The 26,049-nt window shown below is 75.0% G+C and carries 25 protein-coding genes and 1 tRNA gene; 9 read left to right on the forward strand and 17 right to left on the reverse strand.

What is annotated here, in order from left to right; translation table 11 throughout:
- Window positions 1-99 precede the first annotated feature (99 nt).
- Window positions 100-181 (forward strand) — tRNA-Leu (locus IPO09_08150).
- Between the two features lie 172 nt (window positions 182-353).
- Here IPO09_08150 and secG read toward each other — a convergent pair.
- From secG to IPO09_08175, 5 genes are all read right to left on the reverse strand, one after another.
- Window positions 354-722 carry a preprotein translocase subunit SecG gene (gene secG, locus IPO09_08155; protein MBK9517309.1) on the reverse strand — a complete coding sequence of 123 codons (369 nt, stop codon included), beginning with the start codon at window positions 720-722 and terminating at the stop codon, window positions 354-356.
- Window positions 719-1,477 (reverse strand): triose-phosphate isomerase, encoded by a 759-nt coding sequence (locus IPO09_08160; protein ID MBK9517310.1) that lies wholly within the window; start codon window positions 1,475-1,477, stop codon window positions 719-721. Before IPO09_08160 ends, secG begins: the two co-directional genes overlap by 4 nt.
- 2 nt (window positions 1,478-1,479) lie before the next feature.
- Entirely contained in the window at window positions 1,480-2,670 is a 1,191-nt protein-coding gene (locus IPO09_08165; GenBank protein MBK9517311.1) for a phosphoglycerate kinase, read from the reverse strand.
- A gap of 28 nt (window positions 2,671-2,698) precedes the next feature.
- Window positions 2,699-3,700: a type I glyceraldehyde-3-phosphate dehydrogenase gene (gene gap / locus IPO09_08170; protein MBK9517312.1), complete on the reverse strand. Its 1,002-nt coding sequence runs from the start codon at window positions 3,698-3,700 to the stop codon at window positions 2,699-2,701.
- A gap of 166 nt (window positions 3,701-3,866) precedes the next feature.
- On the reverse strand, window positions 3,867-4,082 hold the full coding sequence (locus IPO09_08175) for a hypothetical protein (protein MBK9517313.1): 216 nt from the start codon (window positions 4,080-4,082) through the stop codon (window positions 3,867-3,869).
- A gap of 297 nt (window positions 4,083-4,379) precedes the next feature.
- Here IPO09_08175 and IPO09_08180 point away from each other — a divergent pair, with 297 nt between their 5' ends.
- Together IPO09_08180 and IPO09_08185 are read left to right on the forward strand one after the other, a co-directional pair.
- Window positions 4,380-5,972, forward strand: a complete 1,593-nt coding sequence (locus IPO09_08180; GenBank protein ID MBK9517314.1) for an FAD-dependent oxidoreductase — start codon at window positions 4,380-4,382, stop codon at window positions 5,970-5,972.
- Between the two features lie 8 nt (window positions 5,973-5,980).
- Window positions 5,981-6,256, forward strand: a complete 276-nt coding sequence (locus IPO09_08185) for a hypothetical protein (GenBank protein ID MBK9517315.1) — start codon at window positions 5,981-5,983, stop codon at window positions 6,254-6,256.
- Between the two features lie 12 nt (window positions 6,257-6,268).
- On the opposite strand, the gene IPO09_08190 is transcribed toward IPO09_08185, so the two are convergent.
- From IPO09_08190 to IPO09_08200, 3 genes are all read right to left on the reverse strand, one after another.
- Window positions 6,269-6,622, reverse strand: coding sequence for a cupin domain-containing protein (locus tag IPO09_08190; GenBank protein ID MBK9517316.1), 354 nt, complete (start codon window positions 6,620-6,622; stop codon window positions 6,269-6,271).
- Between the two features lie 18 nt (window positions 6,623-6,640).
- Window positions 6,641-7,315 carry an SPOR domain-containing protein gene (locus tag IPO09_08195; GenBank protein ID MBK9517317.1) on the reverse strand — a complete coding sequence of 225 codons (675 nt, stop codon included), beginning with the start codon at window positions 7,313-7,315 and terminating at the stop codon, window positions 6,641-6,643.
- A 63-nt stretch (window positions 7,316-7,378) separates the two neighbouring features.
- Window positions 7,379-9,175, reverse strand: a complete 1,797-nt coding sequence (locus tag IPO09_08200; GenBank protein MBK9517318.1) for an arginine--tRNA ligase — start codon at window positions 9,173-9,175, stop codon at window positions 7,379-7,381.
- 119 nt (window positions 9,176-9,294) lie between these two features.
- Here IPO09_08200 and IPO09_08205 point away from each other — a divergent pair, with 119 nt between their 5' ends.
- Window positions 9,295-9,954, forward strand: a complete 660-nt coding sequence (locus IPO09_08205; protein ID MBK9517319.1) for a C40 family peptidase — start codon at window positions 9,295-9,297, stop codon at window positions 9,952-9,954.
- A gap of 27 nt (window positions 9,955-9,981) precedes the next feature.
- Here the strand turns inward: IPO09_08205 and IPO09_08210 are convergent, their stop codons facing one another.
- Window positions 9,982-11,700, reverse strand: a complete 1,719-nt coding sequence (locus IPO09_08210) for a zinc-ribbon domain-containing protein (GenBank protein MBK9517320.1) — start codon at window positions 11,698-11,700, stop codon at window positions 9,982-9,984.
- A gap of 30 nt (window positions 11,701-11,730) precedes the next feature.
- Entirely contained in the window at window positions 11,731-12,171 is a 441-nt protein-coding gene (locus IPO09_08215) for a helix-hairpin-helix domain-containing protein (protein ID MBK9517321.1), read from the reverse strand.
- Window positions 12,172-12,285: 114 nt separating this feature from the next.
- On the opposite strand from IPO09_08215, the gene IPO09_08220 reads away from it, so the two are divergent.
- From IPO09_08220 to IPO09_08240, 5 genes are all read left to right on the forward strand, one after another.
- Window positions 12,286-13,674 (forward strand): aspartate kinase, encoded by a 1,389-nt coding sequence (locus IPO09_08220; GenBank protein ID MBK9517322.1) that lies wholly within the window; start codon window positions 12,286-12,288, stop codon window positions 13,672-13,674.
- 55 nt (window positions 13,675-13,729) lie between these two features.
- Window positions 13,730-15,241, forward strand: a complete 1,512-nt coding sequence (hutH, locus tag IPO09_08225; protein MBK9517323.1) for a histidine ammonia-lyase — start codon at window positions 13,730-13,732, stop codon at window positions 15,239-15,241.
- 15 nt (window positions 15,242-15,256) lie between these two features.
- A complete protein-coding gene (locus IPO09_08230) occupies window positions 15,257-16,378 on the forward strand; it encodes an endonuclease/exonuclease/phosphatase family protein (GenBank protein ID MBK9517324.1) in 1,122 nt (373 codons plus the stop codon).
- Complete coding sequence (locus tag IPO09_08235) at window positions 16,375-17,214, forward strand: hypothetical protein (protein ID MBK9517325.1); 840 nt, start codon at window positions 16,375-16,377, stop codon at window positions 17,212-17,214. Before IPO09_08230 ends, IPO09_08235 begins: the two co-directional genes overlap by 4 nt.
- 466 nt (window positions 17,215-17,680) lie before the next feature.
- Entirely contained in the window at window positions 17,681-17,905 is a 225-nt protein-coding gene (locus IPO09_08240) for a hypothetical protein (protein MBK9517326.1), read from the forward strand.
- Here IPO09_08240 and lipB read toward each other — a convergent pair.
- From lipB to IPO09_08275, 7 genes are all read right to left on the reverse strand, one after another.
- Window positions 17,868-18,971 carry a lipoyl(octanoyl) transferase LipB gene (gene lipB / locus IPO09_08245; protein ID MBK9517327.1) on the reverse strand — a complete coding sequence of 368 codons (1,104 nt, stop codon included), beginning with the start codon at window positions 18,969-18,971 and terminating at the stop codon, window positions 17,868-17,870. The two genes, IPO09_08240 and lipB, sit on opposite strands and share 38 nt — an antisense overlap.
- A 90-nt stretch (window positions 18,972-19,061) precedes the next feature.
- Window positions 19,062-20,495, reverse strand: a complete 1,434-nt coding sequence (lpdA, locus tag IPO09_08250; protein ID MBK9517328.1) for a dihydrolipoyl dehydrogenase — start codon at window positions 20,493-20,495, stop codon at window positions 19,062-19,064.
- Window positions 20,496-20,611: 116 nt separating this feature from the next.
- Window positions 20,612-21,412: a ThiF family adenylyltransferase gene (locus IPO09_08255; GenBank protein ID MBK9517329.1), complete on the reverse strand. Its 801-nt coding sequence runs from the start codon at window positions 21,410-21,412 to the stop codon at window positions 20,612-20,614.
- A 300-nt stretch (window positions 21,413-21,712) separates the two neighbouring features.
- The gene (locus IPO09_08260; GenBank protein MBK9517330.1) at window positions 21,713-22,507 is read right to left on the reverse strand and encodes a TatD family hydrolase; all 795 of its coding nucleotides are present in this window, start codon (window positions 22,505-22,507) and stop codon (window positions 21,713-21,715) included.
- A gap of 7 nt (window positions 22,508-22,514) precedes the next feature.
- Window positions 22,515-23,819: a 2-oxo acid dehydrogenase subunit E2 gene (locus tag IPO09_08265; GenBank protein ID MBK9517331.1), complete on the reverse strand. Its 1,305-nt coding sequence runs from the start codon at window positions 23,817-23,819 to the stop codon at window positions 22,515-22,517.
- A gap of 15 nt (window positions 23,820-23,834) precedes the next feature.
- Complete coding sequence (locus tag IPO09_08270) at window positions 23,835-24,809, reverse strand: alpha-ketoacid dehydrogenase subunit beta (protein MBK9517332.1); 975 nt, start codon at window positions 24,807-24,809, stop codon at window positions 23,835-23,837.
- Window positions 24,810-24,822: 13 nt separating this feature from the next.
- Entirely contained in the window at window positions 24,823-26,043 is a 1,221-nt protein-coding gene (locus IPO09_08275; GenBank protein ID MBK9517333.1) for a thiamine pyrophosphate-dependent dehydrogenase E1 component subunit alpha, read from the reverse strand.
- Window positions 26,044-26,049 lie beyond the last annotated feature (6 nt).

Below are 26,049 nucleotides of genomic sequence, written 5' to 3' on the forward strand. Positions count from 1 at the left end.
CGATTCTACCGCTCGTCCGCGCCGTTGCCATTTCGTGACGGCCGCGCGGCCGCGCTTGCAGGGACCCCGTGCCTCTGCTATTTACCGACGCCGCAAAACGCCCAGGTGGTGAAACTGGTAGACACACCATCTTGAGGGGGTGGCGCCGTAAGGCGTGCGGGTTCGAATCCCGCCCTGGGCACTCGAGACGAAGAAAAGGGATCCGGCGCTGGCCGGATCCCTTTCTCGTTGGTGGCGCCGCCCGGGCGGGTGAGGCGCACCGCCGGCCCGGTCCGGGCCACCCGGGAGGGCGGCCCAGCCATGGGCGCCGCCGCGCCCGGTCGGCCCGGTGGGGCGCGACCAGGCCGAGCCCGCTACTTCGCGGGCGCGGGCGCCGGCGCCGGGGGCGTGGAGGCCGGCGCGGCCTGGCCCGGGGCGGGCGGCGCGAACGGCGTGCCCTGCTGGAGCGGCACCGCCGGCGCCTCCGGCTGGTGGGCGTCCACCACCGACTGGGAGTGCGACGAGTTGTAGGCCAGCGTCAGCGAGGTGAGCATGAAGATGCCGGCGCTCACGCTGGTGACCTTGCCCAGGAAGGTCTGGGCGCCGCGGCCGCCGAAGACGGTCTGCGAGCCGGCCCCGCCGAGGCCGGCGCCCATGCCGCCACCCTTGCCGGCCTGCAGCAGGATGACGAGGATCAGGAAGATGCAGACGAAGACGTGGAGGATGGTGACGAGCGTGATCAACGGAGTGCACCTTTCACGATGGCGATGAAGTCCTTCGCCTTGAGGCTGGCCCCGCCGACGAGCGCGCCGTCGACGTCGGGCTGGGAGAGCAGCTCTGCGGCGTTCTCGGGCTTCACCGAGCCGCCGTACTGGATGCGGATGGCCTCGGCCACCGGCCCGCCGAGCTCCCGCAGGATGGCGCGGATGGCCGCGTGGACCTCCTGCGCCTGGGCGGTGGTGGCGGTCTTGCCGGTGCCGATGGCCCAGACCGGCTCGTAGGCCAGCGTGAGCGAGCCCAGCGCCTCGGCGCCCAGGCCGGCCAGGCCGCCGCGCACCTGGCGGCCGACCACCTCCAGCGTGCGGCCCGCCTCGCGCTCGGCCAGCAGCTCGCCGACGCAGACGATGGGCGCGAGGCCGGCCGCCAGCAGGGCGCCCACCTTCTTGCGCACCGACTCGTCGGTCTCGCCGAAGAACTGGCGCCGCTCGCTGTGCCCCACGATGCCGTGCCGGACGCCGACGTCGGCCAGCATGGCCGCCGACACCTCGCCGGTGAAGGCCCCCTGGACCTCCCAGTGGACGTCCTGGGCCGCCACCTCGACGGGGGTGCCGCGCAGCGCGGCCGCCACCGGGCCCAGCGAGGTGAAGGTGGGCGCCACCGCGACCTGGACGCGGCTCTCCCCGGCCAGCCCCTCGGCCAGCTCCCTCGCCAGGGCGGTGGCCTCGGCCACCGTCTTGTGCATCTTCCAGTTGCCGCAGACGAACTTCTGACGGGCCACGGTCACTCCTCGCAAGCCTTCACGCCGGGGAGCTCCTTGCCCTCGATGAACTCGAGGGAGGCGCCGCCGCCGGTGGACACGTGCTTCATCTGATCGACCAGCCCGGCCTGCTCCACCGCCGCGGCGCTGTCGCCGCCGCCCACCACGGTGATGGCCGGGCTCTTGGCCATGGCCTGGGCGATGCCGAAGGTCCCCTCCGACCAGGGCTTCTGCTCGAAGAGCCCCATGGGGCCGTTCCAGAAGACCGTGCCGGCCGAGAGGACCCGCTGCCGGTAGACGTCCAGGGTCCGGGGGCCGATGTCGAGCCCCATCAGGCCGTCGGGGATGGCCCGCTCGGCCACCACCACCCGCTGCGCCGACTCCTTGGGCTCGGCGCCGCAGACGTGGTCCACCGGCAGGAGCAGGTCGACCTTCCTGGCCTTGGCCTTGTCCATGATCTGGCGGGCCAGCTCCAGCTTGTCGGCCTCCACCAGGCTCTTGCCGACCGGGATCTCCATGGCCTTCAGGAAGGTGTAGGCCATGGCGCCGCCGATGCAGATGCAGCTGGCCTTGGCCATCAGGTTCTCGAGCACCTTGATCTTGTCGGACACCTTGGCGCCGCCCACCAGCGCCACGAAGGGCGGCTTGGGGTTGCCGAGGGCCTTGCCGAGGTACTCGACCTCCTTCTGGATGAGGAAGCCGGCCGCCTTCTCCTTGACGAAGCGGGCCATGCCCGCCGTCGAGGCGTGGGCCCGGTGGGCCGTGCCGAAGGCGTCGTTGACCCAGACGTCGCAGAGCGACGCCAGCTCCTTGCAGAAGGCCTCGTCGTTCTTCTCCTCCTCGGGGTGGAAGCGGAGGTTCTCGAGCAGCAGGACGCCGCCCTCCTTGAGGTCCTTGACCAGCTTCTTCACCCCGTCGCCGACGCAGTCGTCGGCCAGGATGACGTCCTGGGAGAGGAGCTCGGAGAGCCGGACGGCCGCCGGCTCGAGGGTGAACTTCTCCTTGTCCTCCGGCTTGCCCTTGGGGCGGCCCAGGTGGGAGGCCAGGATCACCTTGGCCTTGGCGGCCATGGCGAACTGGATGGTCGGCAGCGCCGCGCGGATGCGCGCGTCGTCGGTGACCCGCCCCTGCTCGTCGAGCGGGACGTTGAAGTCCACGCGGATGAAGACCCGCTTCCCCGCGAGCTGCAAGGTGTCGATGGTCTTGATGGGCATGGCCGTCCCCTCCCCCTGGCGGCGCGGACTACAGCAGGTACTTGGCCACGTCGAGCATGCGGTTCGAGAAGCCCCACTCGTTGTCGTACCAGGCGAAGACCTTGGCCAGCGTCCCGTCGCCGATGACGGCGGTGTTGGTGGCGTCGAAGATCGAGCTGTGGGGGTTGCCGTTGTAGTCGATGGAGACGGTCGGCTCCTCCGAGTAGAGCAGCACGCCCTTGAGCGGGCCGGCGGCGGCGGCCTTGAAGGCGGCGTTGATGGCCTCCACCGTGGTGGCCTTCTCCAGCTGCACGGTCAGGTCCACCAGCGACACGTTGGGCGTCGGCACGCGCACGGCGCAGCCGTTGAGCTTGCCCTTGAGCGCCGGGATGACCTCGGCCACGGCCTTGGCGGCGCCGGTGGAGGACGGGATCATCGACAGCGCGGCGGCGCGGGCCCGGCGCAGGTCCTTGTGCGGCAGGTCGAGCAGGTTCTGGTCGTTGGTGTAGCTGTGGATGGTGGTCATCAGCCCCTGCTTGATGCCGAAGTTCTCGAGCAGGACCTTGGCCACCGGGGTCAGGCAGTTGGTGGTGCAGGAGGCGTTGCTGATGATCTTGTGCTTCGCCTTGTCGATGCTGGTGTGGTTGATGCCGAAGGCCACCGTGATGTCCGGGCCGGTGGCGGGGGCGGAGATCAGCACCCGCGGCGCGCCGGCGGCCAGGTGGGTCTCGGCCTTCTCGCGCGCCGTGAACAGGCCGGTGCACTCCATCACCAGGTCCACCTTGTTGGCGGCGTGGGGGAGCTCGGCCGGGTTCTTGATGGCGGTGACCTGGATCTCCTTGCCGTTCACCAGGATGCCGGTGGCGGTGGCCTTCACCTCGGCGTCGAGGACGCCGTGCACCGAGTCGTACTTGAGGAGGTGCGCCAGGGTCTTGGTGTCGGTGAGGTCGTTGATGGAGACGAACTCGAGGTCCTTCTCCGCCCGCTTGATGGCGGCGCGAAGGACGCAGCGCCCGATCCGACCGAAACCGTTGATAGCAATGCGCGCCATGGTGGCTCCTCCCCAGGTGATGGTGGTGAAATGGGGCCAGAAACTACTTGCAGAGGACGGGGGTGTCAACGTGACGAAAGGTCCCGTCCCGAAAGGGAAAAAAAGGACGGCGCCGCGGGTGGGCGCCGTCCTCCTCTCGGTGCTGCGCGCTGCGAAGGGTCCGGCCCTACAGGGCGGCCCGCCAGCCGCCGGCGTCGCCGCCTCGCGAGGCGGCCGCGGGCGGCAGATCGTGCCCGGCCTTGAGGTCCTGGGTGACGAGGTCGATGAGCTCGGTGGAGAGGCTCAAGATCTGGTTCGGCGTGTAGCCGCTGCCGCGCAGCTCCTTGAAGAGCGACTTGGCGAGGATCTTGGTTCCCTTGACGTCGAGCATGGCTGGTACCATTGGGTTTCTCCCCCGGGGCGGTGAAGCGTGGGCCGCTCTGTCGGTGGTCCGGAGGACAGCAAGCGGGGGGCCAATCCTGGCCCAGGGGCGATATCGCCAGGCGTTGCAGGCAGTTGAGCCGGATTGCCCGCCGTGCGGGCAGGCGTCGAGGTGCGTAGGCGGGTTCGCGAATGGCCCGTGCGGCCGGGCTGGTGCGTACCTGGGTTCGCGCCCCCGGCGAGGCCGACGGGGGATAGGGCCGGAGCGGGGCGCAGCCGCGCCGCGGCCGGTAACCAGGAGAGCGGAGAGCTGATCGCCATGCGGTACCGAGTGCAGAACATCCCGCTCTGGCTGGAGGAGGACGAGGCGCTGCTGGTGCGCCGCGCCGCCGAGCGGCTGGGCGTCGCGGCGGGCGCGCTCTCGGAGGCGCAGGTGGTGCGCCGCTCGCTCGACGCCCGCAAGAAGGGCCGGCCTCGCTGGCTGGTGAACCTGGAGGTGACGCTGGCCGGGCCGGTCCGCGGCGCGCCCGCCGACGTGGTGCCGGCCCCCCCCGCGACTCCCGCCCCGGCCCGGGTCCGGCCCCCGGCGGCCCGTCCCATCATCCTGGGCGCCGGTCCGGCCGGGCTCTTCTGCGCCTGGGGGCTCCTTCAGCGCGGCGTGCCCTCGCTGGTGGTCGACCGCGGCCGGCAGGTGTCGCCGCGGCGCCGCGACGTGGCCGCCCTGATGCGCGACGGCACGCTCGACCCCGAGTCCAACATGAACTTCGGGGAGGGGGGCGCCGGCGCCTACACCGACGGCAAGCTGGGCACCCGCATCCACCACCCGGCGGTGCGCACGGTGGTGGAGCTGTTCGCCCGCTTCGGCGGGGTGGGGCGCATCCTGGCCGAGGGCAAGCCGCACGTGGGGTCCGATCTCCTGCCGTCGGCCATCTCGGCCATGGTGGCGGAGCTGACCGCCGGCGGCTGCGAGTTCCTGTGGGGCGCCCGGGCGGTGGACCTGGAGCTGCGCCAGGGGCGCTTCACCGGCCTGCGCCTGGCCGACGGCCGCACCCTCGACTCCGACCGGCTGGTGCTGGCGCCGGGCAACAGCGCCCGCGAGCTCTTCGAGCTCTTCGCCGAGCGCGGCTGGCCGCTGGAGGCCAAGCCCTTCGCGGTGGGCTTCCGCGCCGAACACCCCCAGCCGCTCATCGACCGGATCCAGTACGGCCTCTCCGAGCGGCCGAAGACCCTGCCGCCGGCCGACTACAAGCTGGCCGACAACCCGGTGGTGGACGGCGGGGCCCGCGGGGTCTTCTCCTTCTGCATGTGCCCCGGCGGCGTGGTGGTGCCCACCCCCACCGAGGCCGGCATGCTCTGCACCAACGGCATGTCCAACAGCCACCGCTCCTCGCCCCTGGCCAACGCCGGGGTGGTGGTGGCGGTCTCGCCGGCCGACTACGCCGCCGAGGGCTTCACCGGCCCGCTGGCCGGCCTGGCGTGGCAGCGCAAGTGGGAGCGGGCCGCCTTCGCCCTGGGCGGCGGCGGCTTCCGGGCCCCGGCCCAGCGGCTGGCCGCCTACCTGGCCGGCACGCCGGGCGCGCCCCCGGGCCGCTCGAGCTACCGGCCCGGCCTGACCCACGCCGACCTCTCGCCGCTCTACCCTGCGGCGGTGCGCGACGCGCTCAAGGCCGGGCTGCGCGCCTTCGACCGGCGCATGCGCGGCTACGTCACCGACGAGGCGGTGCTGATCGGCATCGAGTCGCGCACCAGCGCGCCCTGCCGCCTGCTGCGCGGCGAGGACCTGGTCTCGCCTGGCCTGCCCGGCGTCTACCCGTGCGGCGAGGGGGCGGGCTACGCCGGCGGCATCGTCTCCTCGGCGGTGGACGGGCTGCGGGTGGCCGAGGCCATCGGCGCCGAGCTCGGGCCGGCCTGAGGGCGACGGTGCGCTACCTGGTCCGCGATCGCGACGGGCGCGAGCTCACCGTCCCCTCCCTGGCCGACCTGGCCGCGCTGCACCGCCAGGGGTTCCTCGGCGACGAGGACCTGGTGCGCCGCGAGACCTCCGCCCGGTGGGAGCGGGTGGCCGACCTGGCCGCGCTCGGCGCCACCCGGGGGCGGCAGCGGACCCGCGACCTGCGCTGGGTGGTGGCGGTGCTCTTCGCCGCCGTCACGCTGGTGGCGGCGCTGGCGCTGCTGCGGCTGGCGCGGGGGCCGTGAGGTCCTGGCGGCCTAGCGGCCGTAGTCGTCCTGCACCCGCACCACGTCCTCCACCTCGGGGGTGGAGACCTCCCAGACGTCGCAGTCGGTGACCGCGCGCATCCGGTGGATGGTGCCGGGCCGGACCCGGAAGCTCTGGCCCGGCTGCCAGGGGTGGTCCACCAGGCGGCCGTCCTGCTGCAGCACCAGCACCATCTGGCCCGAGGCCAGGTGGATCGTCTCGTCCTTCTGCACGTGGTACTGGAGCGAGAGCTGGAAGCCGGCCTTCACGTGGAGCAGCTTGCCCACGTACTTCTCCGACTGGGCCCACCACAGCTCGTAGCCCCAGGGCTTCTCGACGCGCTTCGGCTGGTCGAAGGTGCTCATGCGGCGGCGGACTGTAGCCTAGCGGGAGGCCACCACCAACCCCTTGGCGCCGCTCCTGGCGGTGAAGCCCTTGAGGAACCTCTCGGCCTCGGGCTTGGTGGTGAAGGCGCCGCCGACGCGGACCCGGTAGAGGCGCCCCTTGCCGGAGATCTCGGCGGCCTCGACGCGCGGCGACCAGGCCTTGAGCTTGCCGGCCAGGCGGTCGGCCTCCACCTTGCTCGGGGTGGCCACCACCTGCACGGCGAAGGCGCCCCGCGCCGCGGGCCTGGAGGCCGGGCTGGCCACCGCCGGGGCGGCGGCCGTCGCGGCCGGCGGGCCGGCCGGCGCGGGCTCGACCGCCGCGGGGGCCGGCTGGGCCATCGCCACCGCGGCCACTGCCACCGCGGCCGGCGCCGGCGGGGCGGCCTGCTGGACGGGCTCCTCGGGCGGCGGGACGCGATCCCTGGTGAGCCGGTCGTGGAAGGTGAGCGCGTCCTCGCGCCCGGCCGGCGTGGCCGGCGGCTCGTCGAGCGCCGCCAGGGCGTCTCCGCGGGTGGCCTCCAGCTGCTTGACCGCCAGCTGCCGGCCGATGTTGAGGCCCAGCACGAACACCACGCCCAGCAGCACCAGCGCCCCGACCACCACCGAGGCGATCTGCCGGCCGTCCAGCGCCAGCTCGACCCGGTCCCTGACCTTCACGTTGTCGCCGTCCATGACCCCACCGATCCCGCGGCCCTGGAAGGGCCCCTCAGCCCCCGGCCGCGCGCTGCGGCGAGTCTAGGCGTCGGCGGTGATATCGCCAGTTTCCTGACTGTCCATCCGCTCGGGGGCCGAGACGCCCAGCACGGCCAGGCCGTTGGCCAGCACCTGGGCCAGGGCCCGGCACAGGAAGAGGCGGGCCCTGGTGCGGACCGGGTCGGACCCCACCACCTTCTCGCCGGTGCGGGCGCCGTGCGTGTACCAGGAGTGGAAGGCCGCGATGGTCTCCTGGAGGTAGAAGGCCACCCGGTGCGGCTCGAAGGCCAGCGCCGCGCCGGCCAGCAGGTCGGGGAAGGCGGCGATGCGCCGGATCAGGTCCTGCTCCTCCGGCGAGTCGAGCGCGCGGGCGTCGCCGAGGTCGAAGGCGGGCAGCGCCACCGAGGACTCCGCGGCCTTGCGGAAGATGGCGTGCAGGCGGGCGTGGCCGTACTGGACGTAGTAGACCGGGTTGTCCATGGTCTGCTGCTTCATCAGGTCCAGATCGAAGTCCAGCGGCGCGTCGGAGCGGCGGGTGAAGAAGCCGAAGCGGGTGGCGTCGCGCCCCACCTCGTCGAGCACCTCGCGCAGCCAGACCACGTTGCCGGCCCGCTTGCCCATCTTCACGGCCTCGCCGCCGCGGGTCAGGTTGACCATCTGGATCAGCACCACGTGCAGGTCGGTGCGGGCGTAGCCCAGCGCCTGCAGCGCCGCGTGCAGGCGCGGCACGTAGCCGCCGTGGTCGGCGCCCAGCACGTCGATGAGCAGCTCGGCGCGCTGCCGCTTCTCCCAGTGGTAGGCGATGTCGGCGCAGAAGTAGGTGGGCGTGCCGTCGGCCTTCTTGACCGGCCGGTCCACCTCGTCGCCGTAGGCGGAGGAGCGGAACAGGGTCAGGTCGTCCTCGACGGTGACGCCGTCCTCCTCGGGCTGCGGCGGCGGCGGGGGGGCCCCCTTCTTCGACTTGGGGGGCGGCAGCTTGCCCACGTACACCAGGTCGCGCGCCTCCAGGTCCTTGACGAAGCGGTCCACCGTGCCGGACTGGTAGAGCGCCTTCTCGCTGGACCAGCGGTCGAAGGTGATGTCCACGGCGGCCAGGTCGCCCCGGATCATGCCGAGCACGTGCTCCACGGCGCGATCGCGGAACAGGTCCAGCCAGGCGGCCTCGGGCGCGTCGAGCCAGCGGTCGCCCTGCTCGGCCGCCAGGCCGGCGGCGATCTCCTTCACGTACTCGCCAGGGTAGGCCTTGGGCGGGAAGACCACCTGGCGCCCCAGCGCCTCCTGGTAGCGCAGGTGGACCGAGCGGGCCAGGGTCTGCACCTGGGCGCCGTAGTCGTTGACGTAGTACTCGCGGGTCACGTCGAAGCCGGCCCACCGCAGCAGGCTCTGCACCCCATCGCCGGTCACGGCGTTGCGCCCGTGGCCCACGTGCATGGGGCCGGTCGGGTTGGCCGAGACGTACTCGACGATGACCTTCTTCCCCTGCCCCACCGCGGTGCGCCCGTAGGCCGGCCCCTCGGCCACGGCCCGCTCCAGGGCCCGCAGCCACAGGTCGGGCGCCAGCCGCAGGTTGATGAAGCCGGGGCCGGCGATCTCCAGCGAGGTGAGGTCGCCGCCCACGTCCACGGCGCGGAGCAGCTCCACGATGGCGGCGGCCAGCTGGCGCGGCGGCTGCCCGGCCGCCTTGGCCAGCACCATGGCGGCGTTGAGCGCGAAGTCGCCGTGCCTGGGATCGCGCGGCGCATCGACGCTGAAGGCCACCGGCGCGTCGGGCCAGCGCCCCTCCGCGGCGCCGCGGGCCAGCGCGGCGCGGACCAGCTCCATCACGCGATCTCGGACCATAGGGCGCGAGGTCATACCGGCTGCGCCGCGACCCCGCAAGGCCCGGGCGGCGGCCGGGGCGCGGGCCGGCGCGGCCGGAAAATGGACGCCGCGCCGTTCGCCGGTAGCATCCCCTGCCGATGGCGCCGCACCGGAAGCTCCTCGTCGTGGCCGCGCTCGCCGCTGGCTGCGCGACAGGAGCGCCGAGGCCAGCCGCCACCCACCTGCCCCCGCCCGCCCGGGAGAGCCGGGCCGGCACCCTCCAACGGGGTGCCGGCCCGGTGGCTGTCTCGCCCCCGCCCGGTCCGCCGCCGCGCGGCGGCCGCGACGCCGCGGTGCAGCGGGCCCTCGACTCCGCCCGCAGCCTGGTGGGGCGGCGCGACATCGTGGTGGACGGGGTCCGCTTCGGCGACGGCTGCGCGGCGCTGGTGCGCGCCGCCTACCAGCAGGCCGGCCGGCCCCTGCCCGCCGGGGTGGACGACGTGGCCGCCCTGCACGCCCTGGCCAGGCGCGAGAAGGCGCTGCGCAAGGGCAAGCCGGCGCCCGGCGACCTGGTGTTCCTGGCGGACCGCCCCGGCGGTGCGCCCGAGCACGTGGGGATCGTGGAGCGGGTGACCGAGGGCGGCACCGCCACCGTGTTCCACCGCACCGGGCGCGGGGTGGTGCGCCTGCGCGTCAACGCCGGCCAGCCCTGGAAGGCCCGCGGCGACGACGGGAAGATCCTCAACGACGTGCTGGTGGTGGGCGGCGGCCGGGTCCCGGTGGGGCGCCTGCTGGTGGCCTTCGCCAGCCTGCTCTGACCCCCGCGCGTCCGCGCTCCCTCGCCGTCAGCCCCCGCCCGGCGTCTCCGGCGCCCTCGGCGCCGGTCTGGGCGGCCCGGGCGGCGGCATCACGATGCGCGTCGGCTCGGGCAGCGGCGCCAGCCCCGAGGGCTCAGGCGTGGGCGCCGCCGGCGCCGCCGGCGCGGGGGCCGCGGCCGCGGCGGCCGCGGGTGGCGGCGGGGTGTCCGCAGCGGGCCGCGGCGTCACGGCCTGGCCGGCGCCGGCGCCGGCGGGGCGCGGCACCGGCGAGCGGACCGGCGCAGCGGGAGCGGCCGCGGCCGGAGGCGGCGCCGGGGGGGGAGAGGCCAGCCGGGACTTGAACCGCTGGGCCCGCTCGTGGCGCGGGTTGGCCGCCAGCAGCCCGCCCAGCGTGGTGAGCGCCTCCTCCCGCCGCCCCTGGGCGGCCTGGGCGCGCGCCAGCAGGAAGCGGGCTCGCAGCAGCTCTGGGCGGGCCCGGGCCAGCGCGCCCAGGCGGGCCAGCGCCTGATCGCGCGCCCCCTCCGGCCGCAGCTCCACCCAGCCCTCGGCCAGCTCGGCCCAGGGGTCGCCGCCCGCGAGCCGCGCCAGGCCGGCCAGGCGCGCCACCTCGGCGGGATCGCCCGCCAGGGCGGCGGCCACGGCCCTGGCCCCGGCCGCCGGCGCCTCCCCGCCAGGCGCTGAGGCCAGGCGCTGGAGCTCGGCGGTGGCCTGCGCGGTCAGCGCGGCCGCCGCCTTGCGGCGCGGGGCCACCTCGGCGTCCAGCCGGGCGCCCTCCACCGCCAGCAGCCGCGCCCCGTCCTCGAAGCCGGGCGGCTGCTCCAGGAGCAGCCGGCCCCGCTCGGCGCCCGCCGCGGTGGCCTGGGCCTCGAAGGGCTCGGCCTCCTCGAGCTGGGCCGCCGCCTGGAGCAGGCGGCCGAGGGCCCGCTCCACCTCCAGCCCCGGCTCCGACGGACCGCGGGACAGGAGCTCGTCCAGGATCCGGACGCCGCGGGCCAGGCTCTCGGCGTCGTCCTGGGCCAGGCGGGCGCTGGCCTCGGCGCGCAGCCGCAGCGCCTCCGGGTCCGGGCGCGAGCGCCACAGCAGGAAGGCGCCGACCACCAGCCCGGCCAGGGCCAGCCCCAGGGCCGGCAGGAGGAGCTTCTTCCAGAGCGTGGAGAGCTGGGCCCGGGCCTCGAAGGCGCCCACCGTGCCGCGCCGGACGGCGCCGGCTGGCCGGGTGGCCCCGCCCATCGGCAGCCCCGAAGGGGCCGGGCGGCGGTAGACGTTCGGGCCGGTGCGGGTGGGGCGGGGCGCGATGGAGGCGCCCGAGCCGCCCGACCGAGGGGCGCCCGCCGACGCGGCTGGACCGGCCGGACCGCCGGCGCGCCCACCGGCGAGGGGCGCCTCGACCGCCCTGCCGTGGGCCGGCGGGTCCTCCGGTGGGGAGGCCTGGTGCACCAGCGCCGGCTCCTCCGGCGCGGGCGCCGGCGCGGCGTGGGGCCAGGCGGGGACCGGGTCGGCTGCGGGAGGCTCGGACGACGCGCCGCCCGGGGCGCGGGCCTGGGCCGTCGGGTGCTCGGGCTGGGCCAGGACCACCGCCGGCGTCGCCGCGCCCGGCGGGGTCGCCAGGGGCCTGGCCTGCGAGCGCGGCGGGACGGCGGTGAAGACCGCCTGGCAGCGGGTGCACTGGACCTGCGAGCCCTCCGGCGCGAGGAGCGTCTCCTCGAGCTCGTAGAGCGTCGAGCACCGCTCACAGCGAATGATCACGTGGTGCGCCTCCCGCCCCCGCGGCGGAGGTTACCGCGTGCGGTGGCCTGGCGCCACGTCGCTGGACTCGCCGGGACCGTTCACCTGCAGCGCCGGCCGGGCTCGCGCCAGCCGCCGCTCGCCGATGCCGTCCACCCGCGCCAGCTCCTCCACCGTGCCGAAGGGGCCCCGCGCGGCCCGGTCGCGCACCACCGCCTCGGCCAGCCGCCGGGAGAGCCCGGGCACGAAGGCCAGCGCCCGCGCCCCGGCGAGGTTGGGGTCGAGCGGCAGGCCGAGCAGCAGCCGCTCCTCGTCGGCCAGGTCGCGCCGCGCACCGGGGTCCGCGGCGCAGCCCAGCCAGTGGCGCGGGGGGCTCCCCCGCCCCTCCTGGGCGCAGGCGTGGAGCGGCGGCGGGCGGGCCACGGTGGCCCTGAGCAGCGGGGGCGCCGCCAGGGCGGCCAGGAGCGCGAGCAGGGCGAGGCGGGGGGCCACCCGGGGCGGGAAAGCAAGAAGCGGGCGCGGCGGATCGCCTGGTGGCGAGCCCACGGAAGATGTGGTTTCTTCAGTTCCCCCGCACGCCCCCACCTCACCCCACGGGATCACCTCATGCTCACGGTAGAGAAGATCGGCGGCACCTCGATGTCGCAGTTCGGCGAGGTCCTCGCCAACATCATGCTGCGCGAGCCGGACCGCATCTACGGCCGCGTCTACGTGGTGTCGGCCTACGCCGGCGTCACCAACTGGCTCCTGGAGCACAAGAAGACCGGGGAGAAGGGCGTCTACGCCACCTTCGCCGCCGGCGGGGCCTACGCCGAGCAGCTCGACGGCCTGACCGTCAAGCTCAAGGCGCTCAACCAGGGCTTCGCGGGGCTGGGCCTGCCGCTGGCCGCGGCGGACGCCTTCATCGAGAAGCGCATGGCCGAGCTCAAGGCCTACCTCGACTCGATGCACCACGTGCTGGCCTCCGGCTACCTGAAGCGGGAGAGCGTGCTGCTGGCCGGCCGCGAGATGCTGGCCGCCATCGGCGAGGCCCACAGCGCCTTCAACAGCGTGGAGATCCTCCGGGCCAGGGGCGTGACCGCCCGCCTGCTGGACCTGTCCGGCTTCGACGACGACGAGCCGCTCACCATCGACGAGCGCATCCACGAGTCCTTCAAGGGGGTCGACCCCCACAAGATGGTGGTGGTGGTGACGGGCTACACCAAGGGCGTCGAGGGCATCATGCGGGAGTTCGACCGCGGCTACTCGGAGGTCACCTTCAGCAAGGTGGCGGTGGAGCTCAAGGCCGACGAGGCGGTCATCCACAAGGAGTTCCACCTCTCCTCGGCCGACCCGGCCATCGTGGGCGCCGGCAACACCGTGGTGGTGGGCCAGACCAACTACGACGTGGCCGACCAGCTCGCCGACGTGGGCATGGAGGCCATCCACCCCAAGGCCGCCAAGCCCATGGAGCTGGCGGGCATCGCCATCCGGCTCAAGAACACCTTCGAGCCGGCCCACCCCGGCACCCTCATCACCAAGGACCACGTGGGCACGCAGGCGCGCATCGAGGTCATCGCCGGCACGCCCAGCGTGACCATCGTGGAGATCCACGACCCCAACATGGTGGGGACGGTGGGCTTCGACCTCGGCCTGATGGAGATCTTCAAGCGCTACGGCATCAGCTACATCCTCAAGGCCACCAACGCCAACTCCATCACCCACGTCATCTGGGAGAAGGCCGCCACCAGCGCCTTCATCGAGGAGCTGGAGAACACCTACGAGCAGGTGACGGTGAAGAACGCCGCGGTGGTCTGCGTCATCGGCTCCAACATCGCCATCCCGGGCGTGCTGGCCCGCGCGGCGCAGGTGCTCGCCGAGAACGGCGTCAACGTCAACTGCGTCTCCCAGTCGCTCCGCCAGATCAACATGCAGTTCGTCATCGAGCGGGCCGACTACAAGAAGGCCATCGCGGCGCTCAACCAGGCGCTCTGCCTGCAGGGCGCCCGCGCCTGATCCGGCGCGGCGCGCCGCCGCCCCTCGCGACCGGCCACCGGGCCGGAGGTGAACCGTGCAGCACGTGCTCCTCGACGGCGCCACGCTGACCCTGGAGGAGGTGGAGCTGGTGGCCCGCGGCCGGGCCCGCGCCGGGCTGGCCCCGGCGGCGCGCCTCCAGGTGGCGCGGGCCCGCGCCCTGGTGGAGGCCCGCCTCGACGACGGCGAGGCCCACTACGGCATCAACACCGGCTTCGGCACCCTGGCCGAGGTGCGCATCCCGCGCGACGCGCTGCGCCGCCTGCAGCGCAACCTGGTGCTGTCCCACTCGGTGGGCGTGGGCGATCCGCTGCCCGCCGCCGAGGTGCGGGCGCTCATGCTGCTCAGGGCCGCCTGCATGGCCAAGGGGCTCTCGGGCATCCGGCTGGAGACGCTGGAGCTCCTGCTGGCGTGCCTCGACCGCGGCGTGGTGCCGGTGGTGCCGGAGCGCGGCTCGGTGGGCGCCTCGGGCGACCTGGCGCCGCTGGCCCACCTGGCGCTGGTGCTGATCGGCGAGGGCCAGGCCACGGTGGAGGGCCAGCGCCTGCCGGGGCGGGAGGCGCTGGCGCGGGCCGGCCTGGCGCCGGTGGTGCTGGAGCCCAAGGAAGGGCTGGCCCTGGTGAACGGCACGCAGGCCATGTCGGCCGTGGGCGCGCTGACGCTGCGGCGGGCCGAGCGGCTCTGCGCCCTGGCCGACCTGGCGGGCGCCATGACGCTGGAGGGGCTCTCCGGCTCGCACCGACCCTTCGCCGCCGAGATCCAGGCGGCCCGCGGCCAGCCCGGCCAGGTGGCCAGCGCGGCCCGGCTGCGCGCCCTGCTGGCCGGCTCCGAGATCAACGCCGCCCACCAGGGGCCGGGCTGCCACAGGGTGCAGGACCCCTACTCGCTGCGCTGCATGCCGCAGGTGCACGGCGCGGCCCGCGACGGCGTCGGCTTCTGCCGCGGGGTGCTGGCGCGGGAGATCAACGCCGCCACCGACAACCCGCTGGTCTTCCCGGACCTGGGCGAGATCGTCTCGGGCGGCAACTTCCACGGGCAGCCGGTGTCGCTGGCGCTCGACGTGCTGGCCATCGCCACCTCGCACCTGGCCACCATCTCGGAGCGGCGGGTGGAGCAGCTGGTGAACCCCTCCCTCTCCCACCTGCCGCCCTTCCTGGCCAAGGACCCCGGGCTCGACTCGGGGTTCATGATGGTGCAGGTCACCAGCGCCGCCCTGGTCTCCGAGAACAAGGTGCTGTGCCACCCGGCCAGCGTGGACTCCATCCCCTCCTCGGCCGGGCGCGAGGACCACGTCAGCATGGGCATGACGGCGGCGCTCAAGGCCCGCCAGGTGGTCGAGAACGTCTCCACCTGCCTGGCCATCGAGCTGATGGTGGCGGCCCAGGCCATCGACCTGGCGGCGCCGCTCAAGCCCTCGGCCCGGGTGGCCGAGGCCCACGCCCGGCTGCGCGCCGTGGTGCCCACCCTGGACGGCGACCGGGAGCTGGGGCGGGACATCGCCGCGGTCTGCCGCCTGGTGGACGACGGGGCGCTGGACCTGGACGACTGACCGGAGGAGGGGGCCATGGCACGCACCGCTCGAGCCGCCGCGCTGGCGACCTGCGCCGCCCTGGGGGCGCTGGTCGGACTGGCCTCCTGCGACCCGTTCAACACCGGCTTCCCCGACCTGGAGGCCGCGGCCCTCTACCGCAACGCCGCCGCGCCGCCGGGGCCGACGCCCGCCGGCGCCCTGCGGGTGATGACCTGGAACGTGAAGTACGCCGGGGCGCGGCTGCGCTTCTTCTGGGAGTGCGACGGCGCCCGCACCCTGATGACCGAGGCGGAGGTGGAGGGGAACCTGGACGGCCTGGCGGAGCGGATCCGGCGCCACGACCCCGACCTGGTGCTGCTCCAGGAGGTGGACACCTGGCGCTCCAAGCGCTCCGCCTACCTCGACCAGGTGGAGGGCCTGCTCCGGCGCACCGGGCTGGGCTACGCGGCCTACGCCTCGCAGTGGCGCGCCGACTACGTGCCCTCCGACGGCCTCGGGCCGGTGGACTCCGGCAACGCGGTGCTGTCTCGCTGGCCCATCACCTCGGCCACCCGCCACGCCCTGCCGCTCAAGGCCGAGTCGTCGGCGCTGGAGCGGTACTTCTACCTGCACCGCAACGTGCTCGAGGCGCACGTGATGGTGCCCGGCCTGGGCGAGGTGGTGGTGGTGAACGTGCACGCCGAGGCCTTCTCCTCCGACGGCACCAAGCGGCTCCACCTGGAGCGGTTCGCCGACGTCCTGGACGGCCTCTCGGCCGAGGGCCGGCGGGTGGTGGCCGGCGGCGACCTCAACGCCATCCCCCCGGGCTCGCCGCTCCGCCAGGGCTTCCCGGAGGACCAGGGCTGCACCACCGGCCGCTTCGAGCCGGACAGCTACCTGGGCGAGGAGGCCTGGCTCGACCGGCTCTACGCCTCCTACCGGCCCGACGTGACGCCCGCGGCCTTCGCCGCCGACCCCGCGCCGTGGTTCACCTTCGTGGGCGACGAGCGCTTCCCGCTCAACCGCAAGCTCGACCACCTGTTCACCAACGGCCAATGGGTGGAGGGCTCGGCGCGGGCGCTGCAGGACCTGGGGCCGCTGCCGGCCGGGCAGGCGCCCGCCTGGCTGCTGTCCGACCACGTCCCGCTGGTGGCCGACTACCAGGTGGCGCCGTGAGGGGGTGGCCGCGTGGCCTGATCGTGGCGCCCGCCTCGCCCCCGCGCCCCCGCCCGGCGCTCCTCCTGCTGGTGGCCGGCCTGGCGCTCCTCCCCTCCCCGGCCCGCCCGGTGCACGGCGTGCTCCAGCCGGGCACCGCCCGCACCGTGGCGCCGGGCCGGGCCGAGCTCGGCGTCTTCGCCCCGCTGCGGCTGGGGCTCACCGGGCAGGTCGAGCTCTCGCTGCACCCGGCGCTGGCCCTGGTGGCCCCGCACCTCGACGCCACCGTGGCCTGGGGCGAGGCGCTCGGCCTGGAGCTGGCCTCCCGCCACGGGCTGCTCTACCCGACGCCGCTCATGCGCCTCCTCTCCCGCGAGGGGACCGGCGGCGTGGTCCCACACGACGTCACCTACCCGCACCTCCTCGCCACCAGCCACCACCTGCTCGCCTCCCGGCCGACCGGCCGGCACCTGCTGACGCTCCGGGCCGGCGGGCGGCTGGCCTGGAACCTGACCCGCTTCGACGGGCCGCGCTTCTGGAGCGAGGTCGAGTGGCACCTGGTCCGGCCGCGCACCGCCGCCTGGTTCACCGGCTGGAGCGTGGACGCCGGCCTGGCCGCGGAGGGGCCGCTGTGGCGGACCCTCGGCTACCGCGTCGAGCTGGACGGCTTCCTGATGCCCGGCCTCGACGGGGAGCAGGCGGCCGAGTGGGCCCTGCTCGCCACCTGGCGGCCCCGCGCCACGCTGCTGGTGCGGGCCGGGGCCATGTGGTCCTGGTGCCAGTTCCCGTACGGGGAGCGGCTCTCGGTGCCGCTGCCGCTGGTCGACGTGGTCTGGGCCTTCGACGCTCCCTGGTGACACCCTCACCCAGGGCGATTGGACGCGCGTGCGCCTGCGCCCGCGCGCCGTTCGGGGCGCCGCGACCTGCCAGCGGGCGGACCTGGAGGGTGGGTCAGCGCGGTGGCCGGGTGGCTGCGGCGACCCACCGACCGGCCGTGGCAGTCCTCCCGTCGATCGCGCAACCAGCTGTCATTGCTCGATCGACCTCCGGATGGGGTGGCCTGTTCGCCCCGACTGAGCCCCACTTCCGGACGGCATGAAAGGTGCCTATTGTCGCTGGGTGTGCTGTGGTTCGGGGGCAAGTCAGGTGGGCTTACGGGTGTGACGGGTCGTACTGCTCGGGGGGCTCCATGCGTGATGGTTGCGACGATCGAGTGTCCCTGCGCGGAGTGACCCCGCTCCCGGTGGCAGCCAGCTTGACCTTGTCGTGGCGCGCGCCTCTGTCCCTCGCTACACCGACTGGACGTCTCCCCCAGGTGCTCCCATGACCGTCGTCCTCGACCTCCTCCTGTCGGTCGGCCAGTTCCTGCTGGCCTGGACGGCGATCTCGCTGGCCTGCGCCATGCCCATCACCTGGTGGCTTCGCGCCCGGTCCCTGGCCAACCAGCGACTCTGGCCGGAGCCGGACGGCCTGGCGCGGCGCGGGGCGTCCGAGAGCGGGCTCGGCTGGCTCAGCCCTGCGCCGGCGCGAGTCCAGCCGCGAGCCTGACGGCCCGGCGGAGCCCCGCGAACCGCAGCGCCTCCGCGGCCTCGGCCGCGGGCAGGAACGCCAGCTCCACGTGCTCCTCCGAGAGCCTCGGCGTGAACCCGGCCGGCAGCCGGGCCACGAAGGCCTCCTCGTCGGCGGTGCGCAGCGCCCCGGGAGGCAGGCCCAGCACCGCTGGGTCGATCCCGAAGCCGTGGCGGTAGCCGAGCGGCGCCACCGGCACGTCGGCGCCGGTCTCCTCCCGCAGCTCGCGCCGGGCCGCCTCCTGCGGCGTCTCGCCCGGCTCGAGCCGCCCGGTCACAGGCTGCCAGAAGCCGCCGCGCGCCGGGGTGCGGCGCAGCAGCAGCACCCGGCCGTCCTCGGCCAGGGCCACCACCGAGACGGTCCTGAGCGGCGCGGCGGCCGGCGCCGCGCTGCGCCCCAGCGCCCCGGCCAGGTGCGCGGCCAGCGCCGCGGCCACCTCGGGCAGCGGCGGGGCGACGCGGCCCCGGGCGGCCAGCTCCTGGGCCAGGCTGGTCACCCCCAGCCGCGGATCGGCGATGCCGCAGGGCACGATGACCTGGAAGTGCTCCAGGTCTGGGGCCACGTTGAGGGCCAGCCCGTGGCTGGTGATCCAGCGGGCCAGGTGGACCCCCACCGCCCCGATCTTGCGGCGGCCCACCCAGGCCCCGCGGTGCTCGGGGTGGCGGCCGGCCACCACGCCGTGGTCGGCGCAGGTGCGGATCATGGCCTCCTCCAGCGCCGCCACGTACTTCTTCACGTCCGGGCGGTCGCTCAGATCGACCACCGGGTAGCCCACCAGCTGCCCCGGGCCGTGGTAGGTGACGTCGCCCCCGCGGTCGGTCTCGTGGAGCTCGAAGCCCTGGCGGGCCAGCCACTCCGGCGCCGCCACGATGTTGCCCCGCCCGGCCGAGCGCCCCAGGGTGAGCACCGGCGGGTGCTCCACCAGGAAGAGGTGGTCGGTGCCGGGCGGCAGCGCGCCGCGCACGGCCTGGCCGGCCAGGCGCATCAGCTCCAGGCCGTCCTGGTACTCGACCCGGCCGAGGTGGTGGACCAGCAGCGTGCGCATCGGCGTCCCGGGGGCCTCGAGCCGCCGCGGCGACCGGCCCCGCCCCGGTGCCCTGGGCGGCGGCGCGGGCCGGCGGCCGGCCGGGGAGCGTCAGGCCTTGGCCTCGCGGCGAGGCCGCTCCGGCTTGTTGAGGGCGTGGATGGCCTCGCCCAGCGCCGCCTTGCAGGCCTCCATGAAGGCCTCGGGCAGCGTCGGGTGGGCGTGGACGGTCAGGGCCACGTCCTCCAGGTAGGCCCCCATCTCCAGCGCCAGGGCCGCCTCGGCGATGAGGTCGCTGGCCTCCGGGCCGCAGATGGTGACGCCCAGCAGGAGCTTGGAGGCCTTGTCGCCCACCACCTTGACGAACCCCTCGGTGTGGTCGATGGCGATGGCACGCCCCAGCGCGGCGAAGGCGAACTTGCCGATGATGGGCTCGTAGCCGGCGGCGCGCGCCTGCTCCTCGGAGAGCCCCACCGCGGCCACCTCCGGGTCGGTGAAGATGGCGCCCGGCATGGCCACCCAGTCGCGCGCCACCTTGTGGCCGGCGATGGCCTCGGCGGCGATCTCGCCCTCCTTGGAGGCCTTGTGGGCCAGCAGCGGCGGGCCGGCCAGGTCGCCGATGGCGAAGATGGAGGGGACGCTGGTCCGGTACTGCGGGTCCACCTCGACGAAGCCCTTGGGGCCGATGGTCACGCCCACCTCGGCCAGCCCGAGGCCGTCGGAGTTGGGGCGCATGCCCACCGCCACCAGGATCCGGTCGCAGTCCAGGTCGACCTCGACGCCGTCGATCTCGGCCTTGACCACCAGCGCCGCGCCGCGCCGCTCCCAGCCCTTGGCCTTGGCCCCGACGTTGACGGTGGCGCCGCGCTGCCGCAGCCCCTTCTGCACCAGGCGCACCGCCTCGGGGTCGATGCCGGTGAGGATCTGCGGCAGGGCCTCGAGGAAGGTCACCTTCGAGCCGAGCTTGGCGTACACCGTGCCGAGCTCCAGGCCGATGACCCCGCCGCCCACCACCAGCAGGCGCCCCGGCACCTCGGGCAGGTTCACCGCCTCGCGGGCGCTCCAGACGTCCACGCCGTCGAAGGTGAACCCGGGGATCTGCACCGGCCGCGCGCCGGTGGCCACGATGAAGGCGCCGGCCTCCACCCGGGTGGTGCCGGAGGCGCCGACCACCTCGATGGCGCCGGGTGCCACGAAGGTGGCGGTGCCCTTCAGCACCTCCACGCCGTTCCCCTTCTCCAGCTGCCCGACCCCGCCCACCAGCTTCTTCACCACCGCGTCCTTGTAGGCGCGCAGCTTGGCCACGTCGATGCGGGGGTCGTCCACCAGCACCCCGCGCTCGGCCGCGCCGCGCACGTCCTCCACCAGGTTGGCGGCCGAGATGAGGGCCTTGGACGGGATGCAGCCCCAGTTGAGGCAGACCCCGCCCAGCGACTCCTTCTCCACCAGGGCGGTCCGCTTCCCGAGCTGGGCCAGCCGGATGGCGGCGACGTAGCCGCCGGGGCCCGCCCCGATGACGACGGCGTCGAAGGTGATGGTGGTCATGGTGTCTCCGCGTGAAGGACGCGGGGACTCTAGTGGCGAGGCGGGCCCCCCACAAGCAGGTGTGCCGGCGCTCCCCTCCAGGGCGCCCCGCCGGCGCGTGGGCCCCGGGGCGGCGCTCAGCGGGCTGGCCGCTTGAGGCGGCGGCGGGCCTCGACCGGGTCGAGGACCCGCGGGGTGGCCGGGAGCTGGCCGGAGAGCCGCTGCACCACGGCCGCGGCCGCCGCCAGCCCGAAGGCGGCGGTGACGAAGGCCACCGAGCCGTGGCACCTGGGCTCGCGCCGCCTCGCCCCCGCGGCGGCCGCCCGGGCGCCTGGCGGGCCCTCCTCGTCGCCCGGCAGGCGGCGCGCCGGGCGCGGCGGCTCCACGGACCAGACCGCCAGCACGCCGGTGGGCGCGGTGGCGGCCACCCCGAAGCGCTTGCGCAGGTACTTGCGCACGTCCTTGGCGAGCTGGTCCGTGTGGGTCTCGCAGAGGTCGGTGACCTGGATGGCGGTGGGGTCGAGCCGGCGCGCCGCGCCCAGCGCCGTGACCACCGGCACGCCGAGCGTGAGGCAGCGGTCGATGACGTGCAGCTTGGCCACCACCGTGTCCATGGCGTCCAGCACGAAGTCCACCCCGGCCGCCGGCACCAGGCGCGCCGCAGAGCCCTCGTCGTAGCGGCCGAAGCACGGCGCCAGGGCGGCCGTCGGCGCGATGCGCCCGAGCCGCTCGGCCATGACCTCGGCCTTGGGGCGCCCCAGCTCGCCGTCGAGGGCGTGGAGCTGCCGGTTGACGTTGGTCTCGTCGATCCGCTCGCCGTCCACCAGGGTGAGCCGCCCCACCCCGGCGCGCGCCAGCGCCTCGGCGGCGTAGGAGCCGACGCCCCCCAGGCCGAGCACCACCACGTGCGCCGCCTGCAGCCGGGCCACCCCCTCCAGGCCGAGGAGCCGGGCGTTGCGGTCGAGGCGGGGGCTGAGCGCGCCTGTGGCCCCGGGCCTCCTCGCCCCGGCCCTCTCCCCCGAGGGGAGAGGGCGCGCGGAACCCCGGGTCGGGGTCGAGGTCGAGGTCGAGGTCGGGGTCGGGGTCGGGGTCGGGGTCGGGGTCGAGGTCGAGGTCGAGGTCGGGGGGGGTCGGGGTCGGGGTCGAGGTCGGGGTCGAGGTCGGGGTCGAGGTCGGGGTCGAGGTCGAGGTCGAGGTCGGGGTCGAGGTCGAGGTCGAGGTCGGGGTCGGGCGGCGCCTCACGGTCCCGCCTCCCGCACCGGCAGCCGGAACAGCCGGCGGGCGCTGGCGCTGGTGAGGGCGTCCACCTCGGCGGGGGTCCGGCCCGTGGCGGCGGCCAGCCCGGCGCAGACCTCCGCCAGGTGGGCCGGCTCGCAGCGGCCGTGGTGCGGCCGCGGGGTCTGGTCGGGCGCGTCGGTCTCCAGGAGGAGCCGGTCCCCCGGGACGGCCCGGGCCGCCAGCAGGGGCTTGCGCGCCCGCTCCCAGGTGAGCGGGCCGGCGAAGGCGAAGTGCAGCCCGAGGCGGACGTAGGGCGCCACCTGCTCGGCCGAGCCGCTGAAGGAGTGGAGCACCCCGCCGTCCGGCAGCCCGTCCCGCTCGAGCAGCGCCAGCAGCGGGCCGAGGGTCCGGAAGGCGTGCAGCGAGACCGGCAGGTGGTGGGCACGCGCCAGGGCCAGGTGGCCCGCCAGCACCGCCAGCTGCCGGTCGAGCGGGGCGCCGCCCGCGGCGGTGGGGCCGTCCAGGCCGCACTCGCCGACCATCACGGCCCCGCCCCGGGCCAGGGCCGCGCCCAGGTCGGCCAGGTGGCGGTCGTCGTCGCGCGGATCGAGCCCGGGCAGGAACTGGGGGTGGATGCCCAGCCCGGCGTGCAGGCCGGGGGTGGCGCGCACCAGCTCGACCAGCGGACCCCAGCCGGCGGGCTGCACCGCCGGCACCAGCACGTCGGTGACCCCGGCGGCCCAGGCCCTGGCCAGCACGGCCCCCCGGTCGGCGTCGAAGGCCGCCGCGTCGAGGTGGCAGTGGGTGTCGATCACGGGCGGATCAGACCATCCGCATGAACAGCTGGTTGGGGTCTTCCAGGAGGCGGATCACCTCGTGGCAGAAGGCGGCGGCCTCGTGGCCGTCCACCACCCGGTGGTCGCTGGTGATCGAGAGGTGCATCACGTCGCGCACCACCACCTGGCCGTCGCGCACCACCGGCGTGGGCCGGATGCGGTTCACGCCCAGGATGCCCACCTCCGGGTGGTTGAGCACCGGCGTGGCGAACAGCCCTCCCAGCGCCCCGAGGCTGGTGATGGTGAAGGTGGAGCCGCCCTGGTCCTGCGGCCGGGCCCGGCCGGCCCTGGCCTCGGCCGAGAGCCGCTCGATCTCGCGGGCCAGGTCGAGCAGCGAGCGGCCGTCGGCGCCGCGCACCACCGGCACCAGCAGCCCGCCCTCGGTGGCGGAGGCGATGCCGAGATCGTAGCGGCGTCGCAGCACCAGCTCGCCGGCCGCCTCGTCGAGCATGGAGTTGAGCTTGGGGTGGCGCTTCAGGGCGGCCACCACCGCCTTCACCACGAAGGGCAGGAAGGTCAGCTTGACGCCCTCGGCCAGGGCGGCCGGCGCCATGGCCGCCTTGAGGCGCACCAGCTCGGTCGCGTCGCACTGCTCCACGAAGGTGAAGTGGGCCGCGGTGCGCGTGGACAGCGCCATCTTCTCGGCGATCTTGCGGCGCAGGCCGCGGAACGGGAGCCGCTCGTCGGGGCGGGCGGCGGGTGCGGCGGCGCCCGGCGCGTGCAGCGGGTCTGCGGTGCCGCCGGCCTGGTGCGCCGCCAGGTCGGCCTTGCTGACCCGGCCCCCCGGGCCGGTGCCGGCCACCTGCTGGAGGTCGACCCCCAGCTCGCGGGCCAGGGCCCGGACGGCCGGGGTGGCGAGGGCCTTGCGAGGCGCACTTCCCTTCGCCCCTGCCCTCTCCCCGGGGGGGAGAGGGAGAGCGGAACCCGGGGTCGGGGTCGGGGTCGGGGTCGGGGTCGGGGTCGTGGTCGAGGTCGTGGTCGAGGTCGAGGTCGAGGTCGAGGTCGAGGTCGGGGTCGAGGTCGGGGTCGAGGTCGGGGTCGGCCCATCCCCCACCTCCAGGTCGAGCTCGATGAGCGGCGAGTGCACCGGCGCGATCTGCCCCTCCTTCCAGAACCGCCGCAGCACCCGCCCCCGCTTCGGCGACGGGATCACCACCGTGGCCTTGTCGGTCATCACCTCGACCAGGGGCTGGTCCTCGGACACCAGGTCCCCCTCGGCCACGAACCACTTCTGGACCTCGGCCTCCACCACGCCTTCACCGATGTCGGGCAGCTCGAGCTGGTAGGCCATGGGGGTCCCCTCGACTCAGTACGCCACGGTCTCGCGCAGCGCCTTGAGGATGCGCGGCGCGCGCGGCAGGTACTCGTTCTCGAGGGTGTAGGGGAAGGGCGTGTCCCAGCCGGTCACCCGCGCCACCGGGGCCTCCAGCGAGAGGAAGCAGCGCTCCTGGATGAGCGCCGACAGCTCGGCCCCGAAGCCGCAGGTGAGCGGCGCCTCGTGCACCACCACCGCCCTCCCGGTCTTCCGCACCGAGGCCACGATGGCCTCGAGGTCGAGCGGCTGCAGCGAGCGCAGGTCCAGCACCTCGCAGTCGATCCCCTCGGCCTCGGCCTCGCGGGCCGCCTGGTCGGCCTCGTGCCACATGGCGCCCCAGGCGATCAGCGTCACCTGGCCGCCCGGCCGGGTCACCGCCGCCTGCCCCAGCGGCAGCACCAGCTCGCCCTCCGGCACCTCGCCCTTGGCGGCCCGGTAGACCCGCTTCGGCTCCAGGAAGAGCACCGGATCCGGGTCGCGGATGGCGGCGGTCAGCAGCCCCTTGGCGTCGCGGGGGGTGGCCGGGCAGACCACCTTGAGGCCGGGCACCTGGATGAAGAGCGCCTCGGGTGACTGCGAGTGGTAGTGGCCGCCCTTGATGCCCCCGCCGTAGGGGGTGCGGATGGTGATGGGGCACGGGTACTGCCCGCCGGAGCGGTAGCGGTACTTGGCCACCTCGTTCACGATCTGGTCGAAGGCCGGGTAGATGAAGTCGGCGAACTGGATCTCCGGGACCGGCCGGAGGCCGTAGAGCGCCATGCCCACCGCCGCGCCGATGATGCCGCCCTCGGCCAGCGGCGTGTCGATGACCCGCCCCTCCCCGAACTCCTGCTGCAGGCCGGCGGTGGCGCGGAACACCCCGCCGAAGCGGCCCACGTCCTCCCCCAGCACCACCACCGAGGGGTCCCGCCGCATCTCCAGCCGGAGGGCGTCGTTGACCGCCTGGATGACGTTCATCACCGGCATGGCGGGGGCTCCCTCAGCCTTCCGAGTGGCGCGGGTTGGCGAGGCGGGGGTCGGCGGCCAGGGCGGCCGTGAGCTCGGCCAGCTGCTCGCGCTGCTGCCGCAGCGGCGCGGCGTAGACGTCCTCGAAGAGGCTCGCCACCGGCGGCTTGGCCGGCTGGGCCTCGGCCTCCAGCAGCGCCGCCAGGAGCTGCCGGCGCAGCTCGTCGCGCAGCGCCAGGTCGCCGGCCTCGTCGAGCACCCCGCGGCGCCCCAGCAGCCGCCGGATGCGCAGCAGCGGGTCGCGCTGCTTCCAGGGCTCCACCACGCTGGCCGGCCGGTAGGCCCGCGGGTCGTCGGAGGTGGAGTGCCCCTCCATCCGGTAGGTGACGCACTCCAGCAGGGTGGGCCCCTCGCCGGCGGCGGCGCGCGCCCGGGCCCGCCGGGTGGCGTTGTAGACCGCCAGCAGGTCGTTGCCGTCCACCCGCTCGCCGCGCATGCCGTAGCCGATGGCCTTCTGGGCGATGGTCTCGGAGGCGGTCTGGGCCTCGCGCGGCACGCTGATGGCCCAGCCGTTGTTGCGGCAGGCGAAGACCACCGGCAGCCGCTGCACCGCGGCGAAGTTCAGCCCGGTGTGGAAGTCGTTGGCGCTGGTGGAGCCGTCGCCGAAGAAGCAGAGCGGCACCATGTCGTGCCCCTGGATGCGGGCCGCCCAGGCCGCCCCCACCGCCTGCGGCACCTGGGTGGCGATGGGCGAGCTGATGGAGACGAAGTGGCCGGGCGCCCAGCTCTCGTGGCAGGGCATCTGCCGCCCCTTGACCGCGTCGCCGGCGTTGCCGAAGAGGCCGCACATGAAGGTGGCCAGCGGCAGGCCGCGCAGGAAGGCGGCGCCGTGCTCGCGGTAGGAGGGGAAGATCCAGTCCTGCGGCGCCATGGCGGCGGCGGTCCCGAAGACGGTGGCCTCCTCGCCGATGGAGCCGACGTAGAAGCCGATGCGCCCCTGCCGCTGCAGGGTGATCATCCGCTCGTCGAGCAGCCGCTCCAGCACCATCCAGCGGTAGAGCGCCAGCAGCGCCGGGTCGGCCAGCGTCAGCTCGGCCTCGTCGGCGAGGCGCCCCTCCTCGTCCACCACGGCGTAGAGCGGGAACTCCGCCAGGAACCGGCCGGGGGCCCACTCGCGGGCGGTGCCGTCGTGGCGGCGCCGGGCCTGCGGCTCGGCCGGCGGGGCGCGTGGCGAGGTGGGCCTGGGATCGCTCACGGTCGG

Origin of the sequence: Anaeromyxobacter sp., assembly GCA_016718565.1 — a bacterium.
Lineage (GTDB): Bacteria > Myxococcota > Myxococcia > Myxococcales > Anaeromyxobacteraceae > JADKCZ01.

Excerpts from the sequence above, each read along its gene's own strand:
- IPO09_08165 (MBK9517311.1), bottom strand. The coding sequence starts at position 2,670 with ATGCCCATCAAGACCATCGACACCTTGCAGCTCGCGGGGAAGCGGGTC.
- gap (MBK9517312.1), bottom strand. The coding sequence starts at position 3,700 with ATGGCGCGCATTGCTATCAACGGTTTCGGTCGGATCGGGCGCTGCGTC.
- IPO09_08175 (MBK9517313.1), bottom strand. The coding sequence starts at position 4,082 with ATGGTACCAGCCATGCTCGACGTCAAGGGAACCAAGATCCTCGCCAAG.
- IPO09_08180 (MBK9517314.1), top strand. The coding sequence starts at position 4,380 with ATGCGGTACCGAGTGCAGAACATCCCGCTCTGGCTGGAGGAGGACGAG.
- IPO09_08190 (MBK9517316.1), bottom strand. The coding sequence starts at position 6,622 with ATGAGCACCTTCGACCAGCCGAAGCGCGTCGAGAAGCCCTGGGGCTAC.
- IPO09_08195 (MBK9517317.1), bottom strand. The coding sequence starts at position 7,315 with ATGGACGGCGACAACGTGAAGGTCAGGGACCGGGTCGAGCTGGCGCTG.
- IPO09_08200 (MBK9517318.1), bottom strand. The coding sequence starts at position 9,175 with ATGGTCCGAGATCGCGTGATGGAGCTGGTCCGCGCCGCGCTGGCCCGC.
- IPO09_08205 (MBK9517319.1), top strand. The coding sequence starts at position 9,295 with ATGGCGCCGCACCGGAAGCTCCTCGTCGTGGCCGCGCTCGCCGCTGGC.
- IPO09_08220 (MBK9517322.1), top strand. The coding sequence starts at position 12,286 with ATGCTCACGGTAGAGAAGATCGGCGGCACCTCGATGTCGCAGTTCGGC.
- IPO09_08230 (MBK9517324.1), top strand. The coding sequence starts at position 15,257 with ATGGCACGCACCGCTCGAGCCGCCGCGCTGGCGACCTGCGCCGCCCTG.
- IPO09_08240 (MBK9517326.1), top strand. The coding sequence starts at position 17,681 with ATGACCGTCGTCCTCGACCTCCTCCTGTCGGTCGGCCAGTTCCTGCTG.
- lipB (MBK9517327.1), bottom strand. The coding sequence starts at position 18,971 with ATGCGCACGCTGCTGGTCCACCACCTCGGCCGGGTCGAGTACCAGGAC.
- lpdA (MBK9517328.1), bottom strand. The coding sequence starts at position 20,495 with ATGACCACCATCACCTTCGACGCCGTCGTCATCGGGGCGGGCCCCGGC.
- IPO09_08265 (MBK9517331.1), bottom strand. The coding sequence starts at position 23,819 with ATGGCCTACCAGCTCGAGCTGCCCGACATCGGTGAAGGCGTGGTGGAG.
- IPO09_08270 (MBK9517332.1), bottom strand. The coding sequence starts at position 24,809 with ATGCCGGTGATGAACGTCATCCAGGCGGTCAACGACGCCCTCCGGCTG.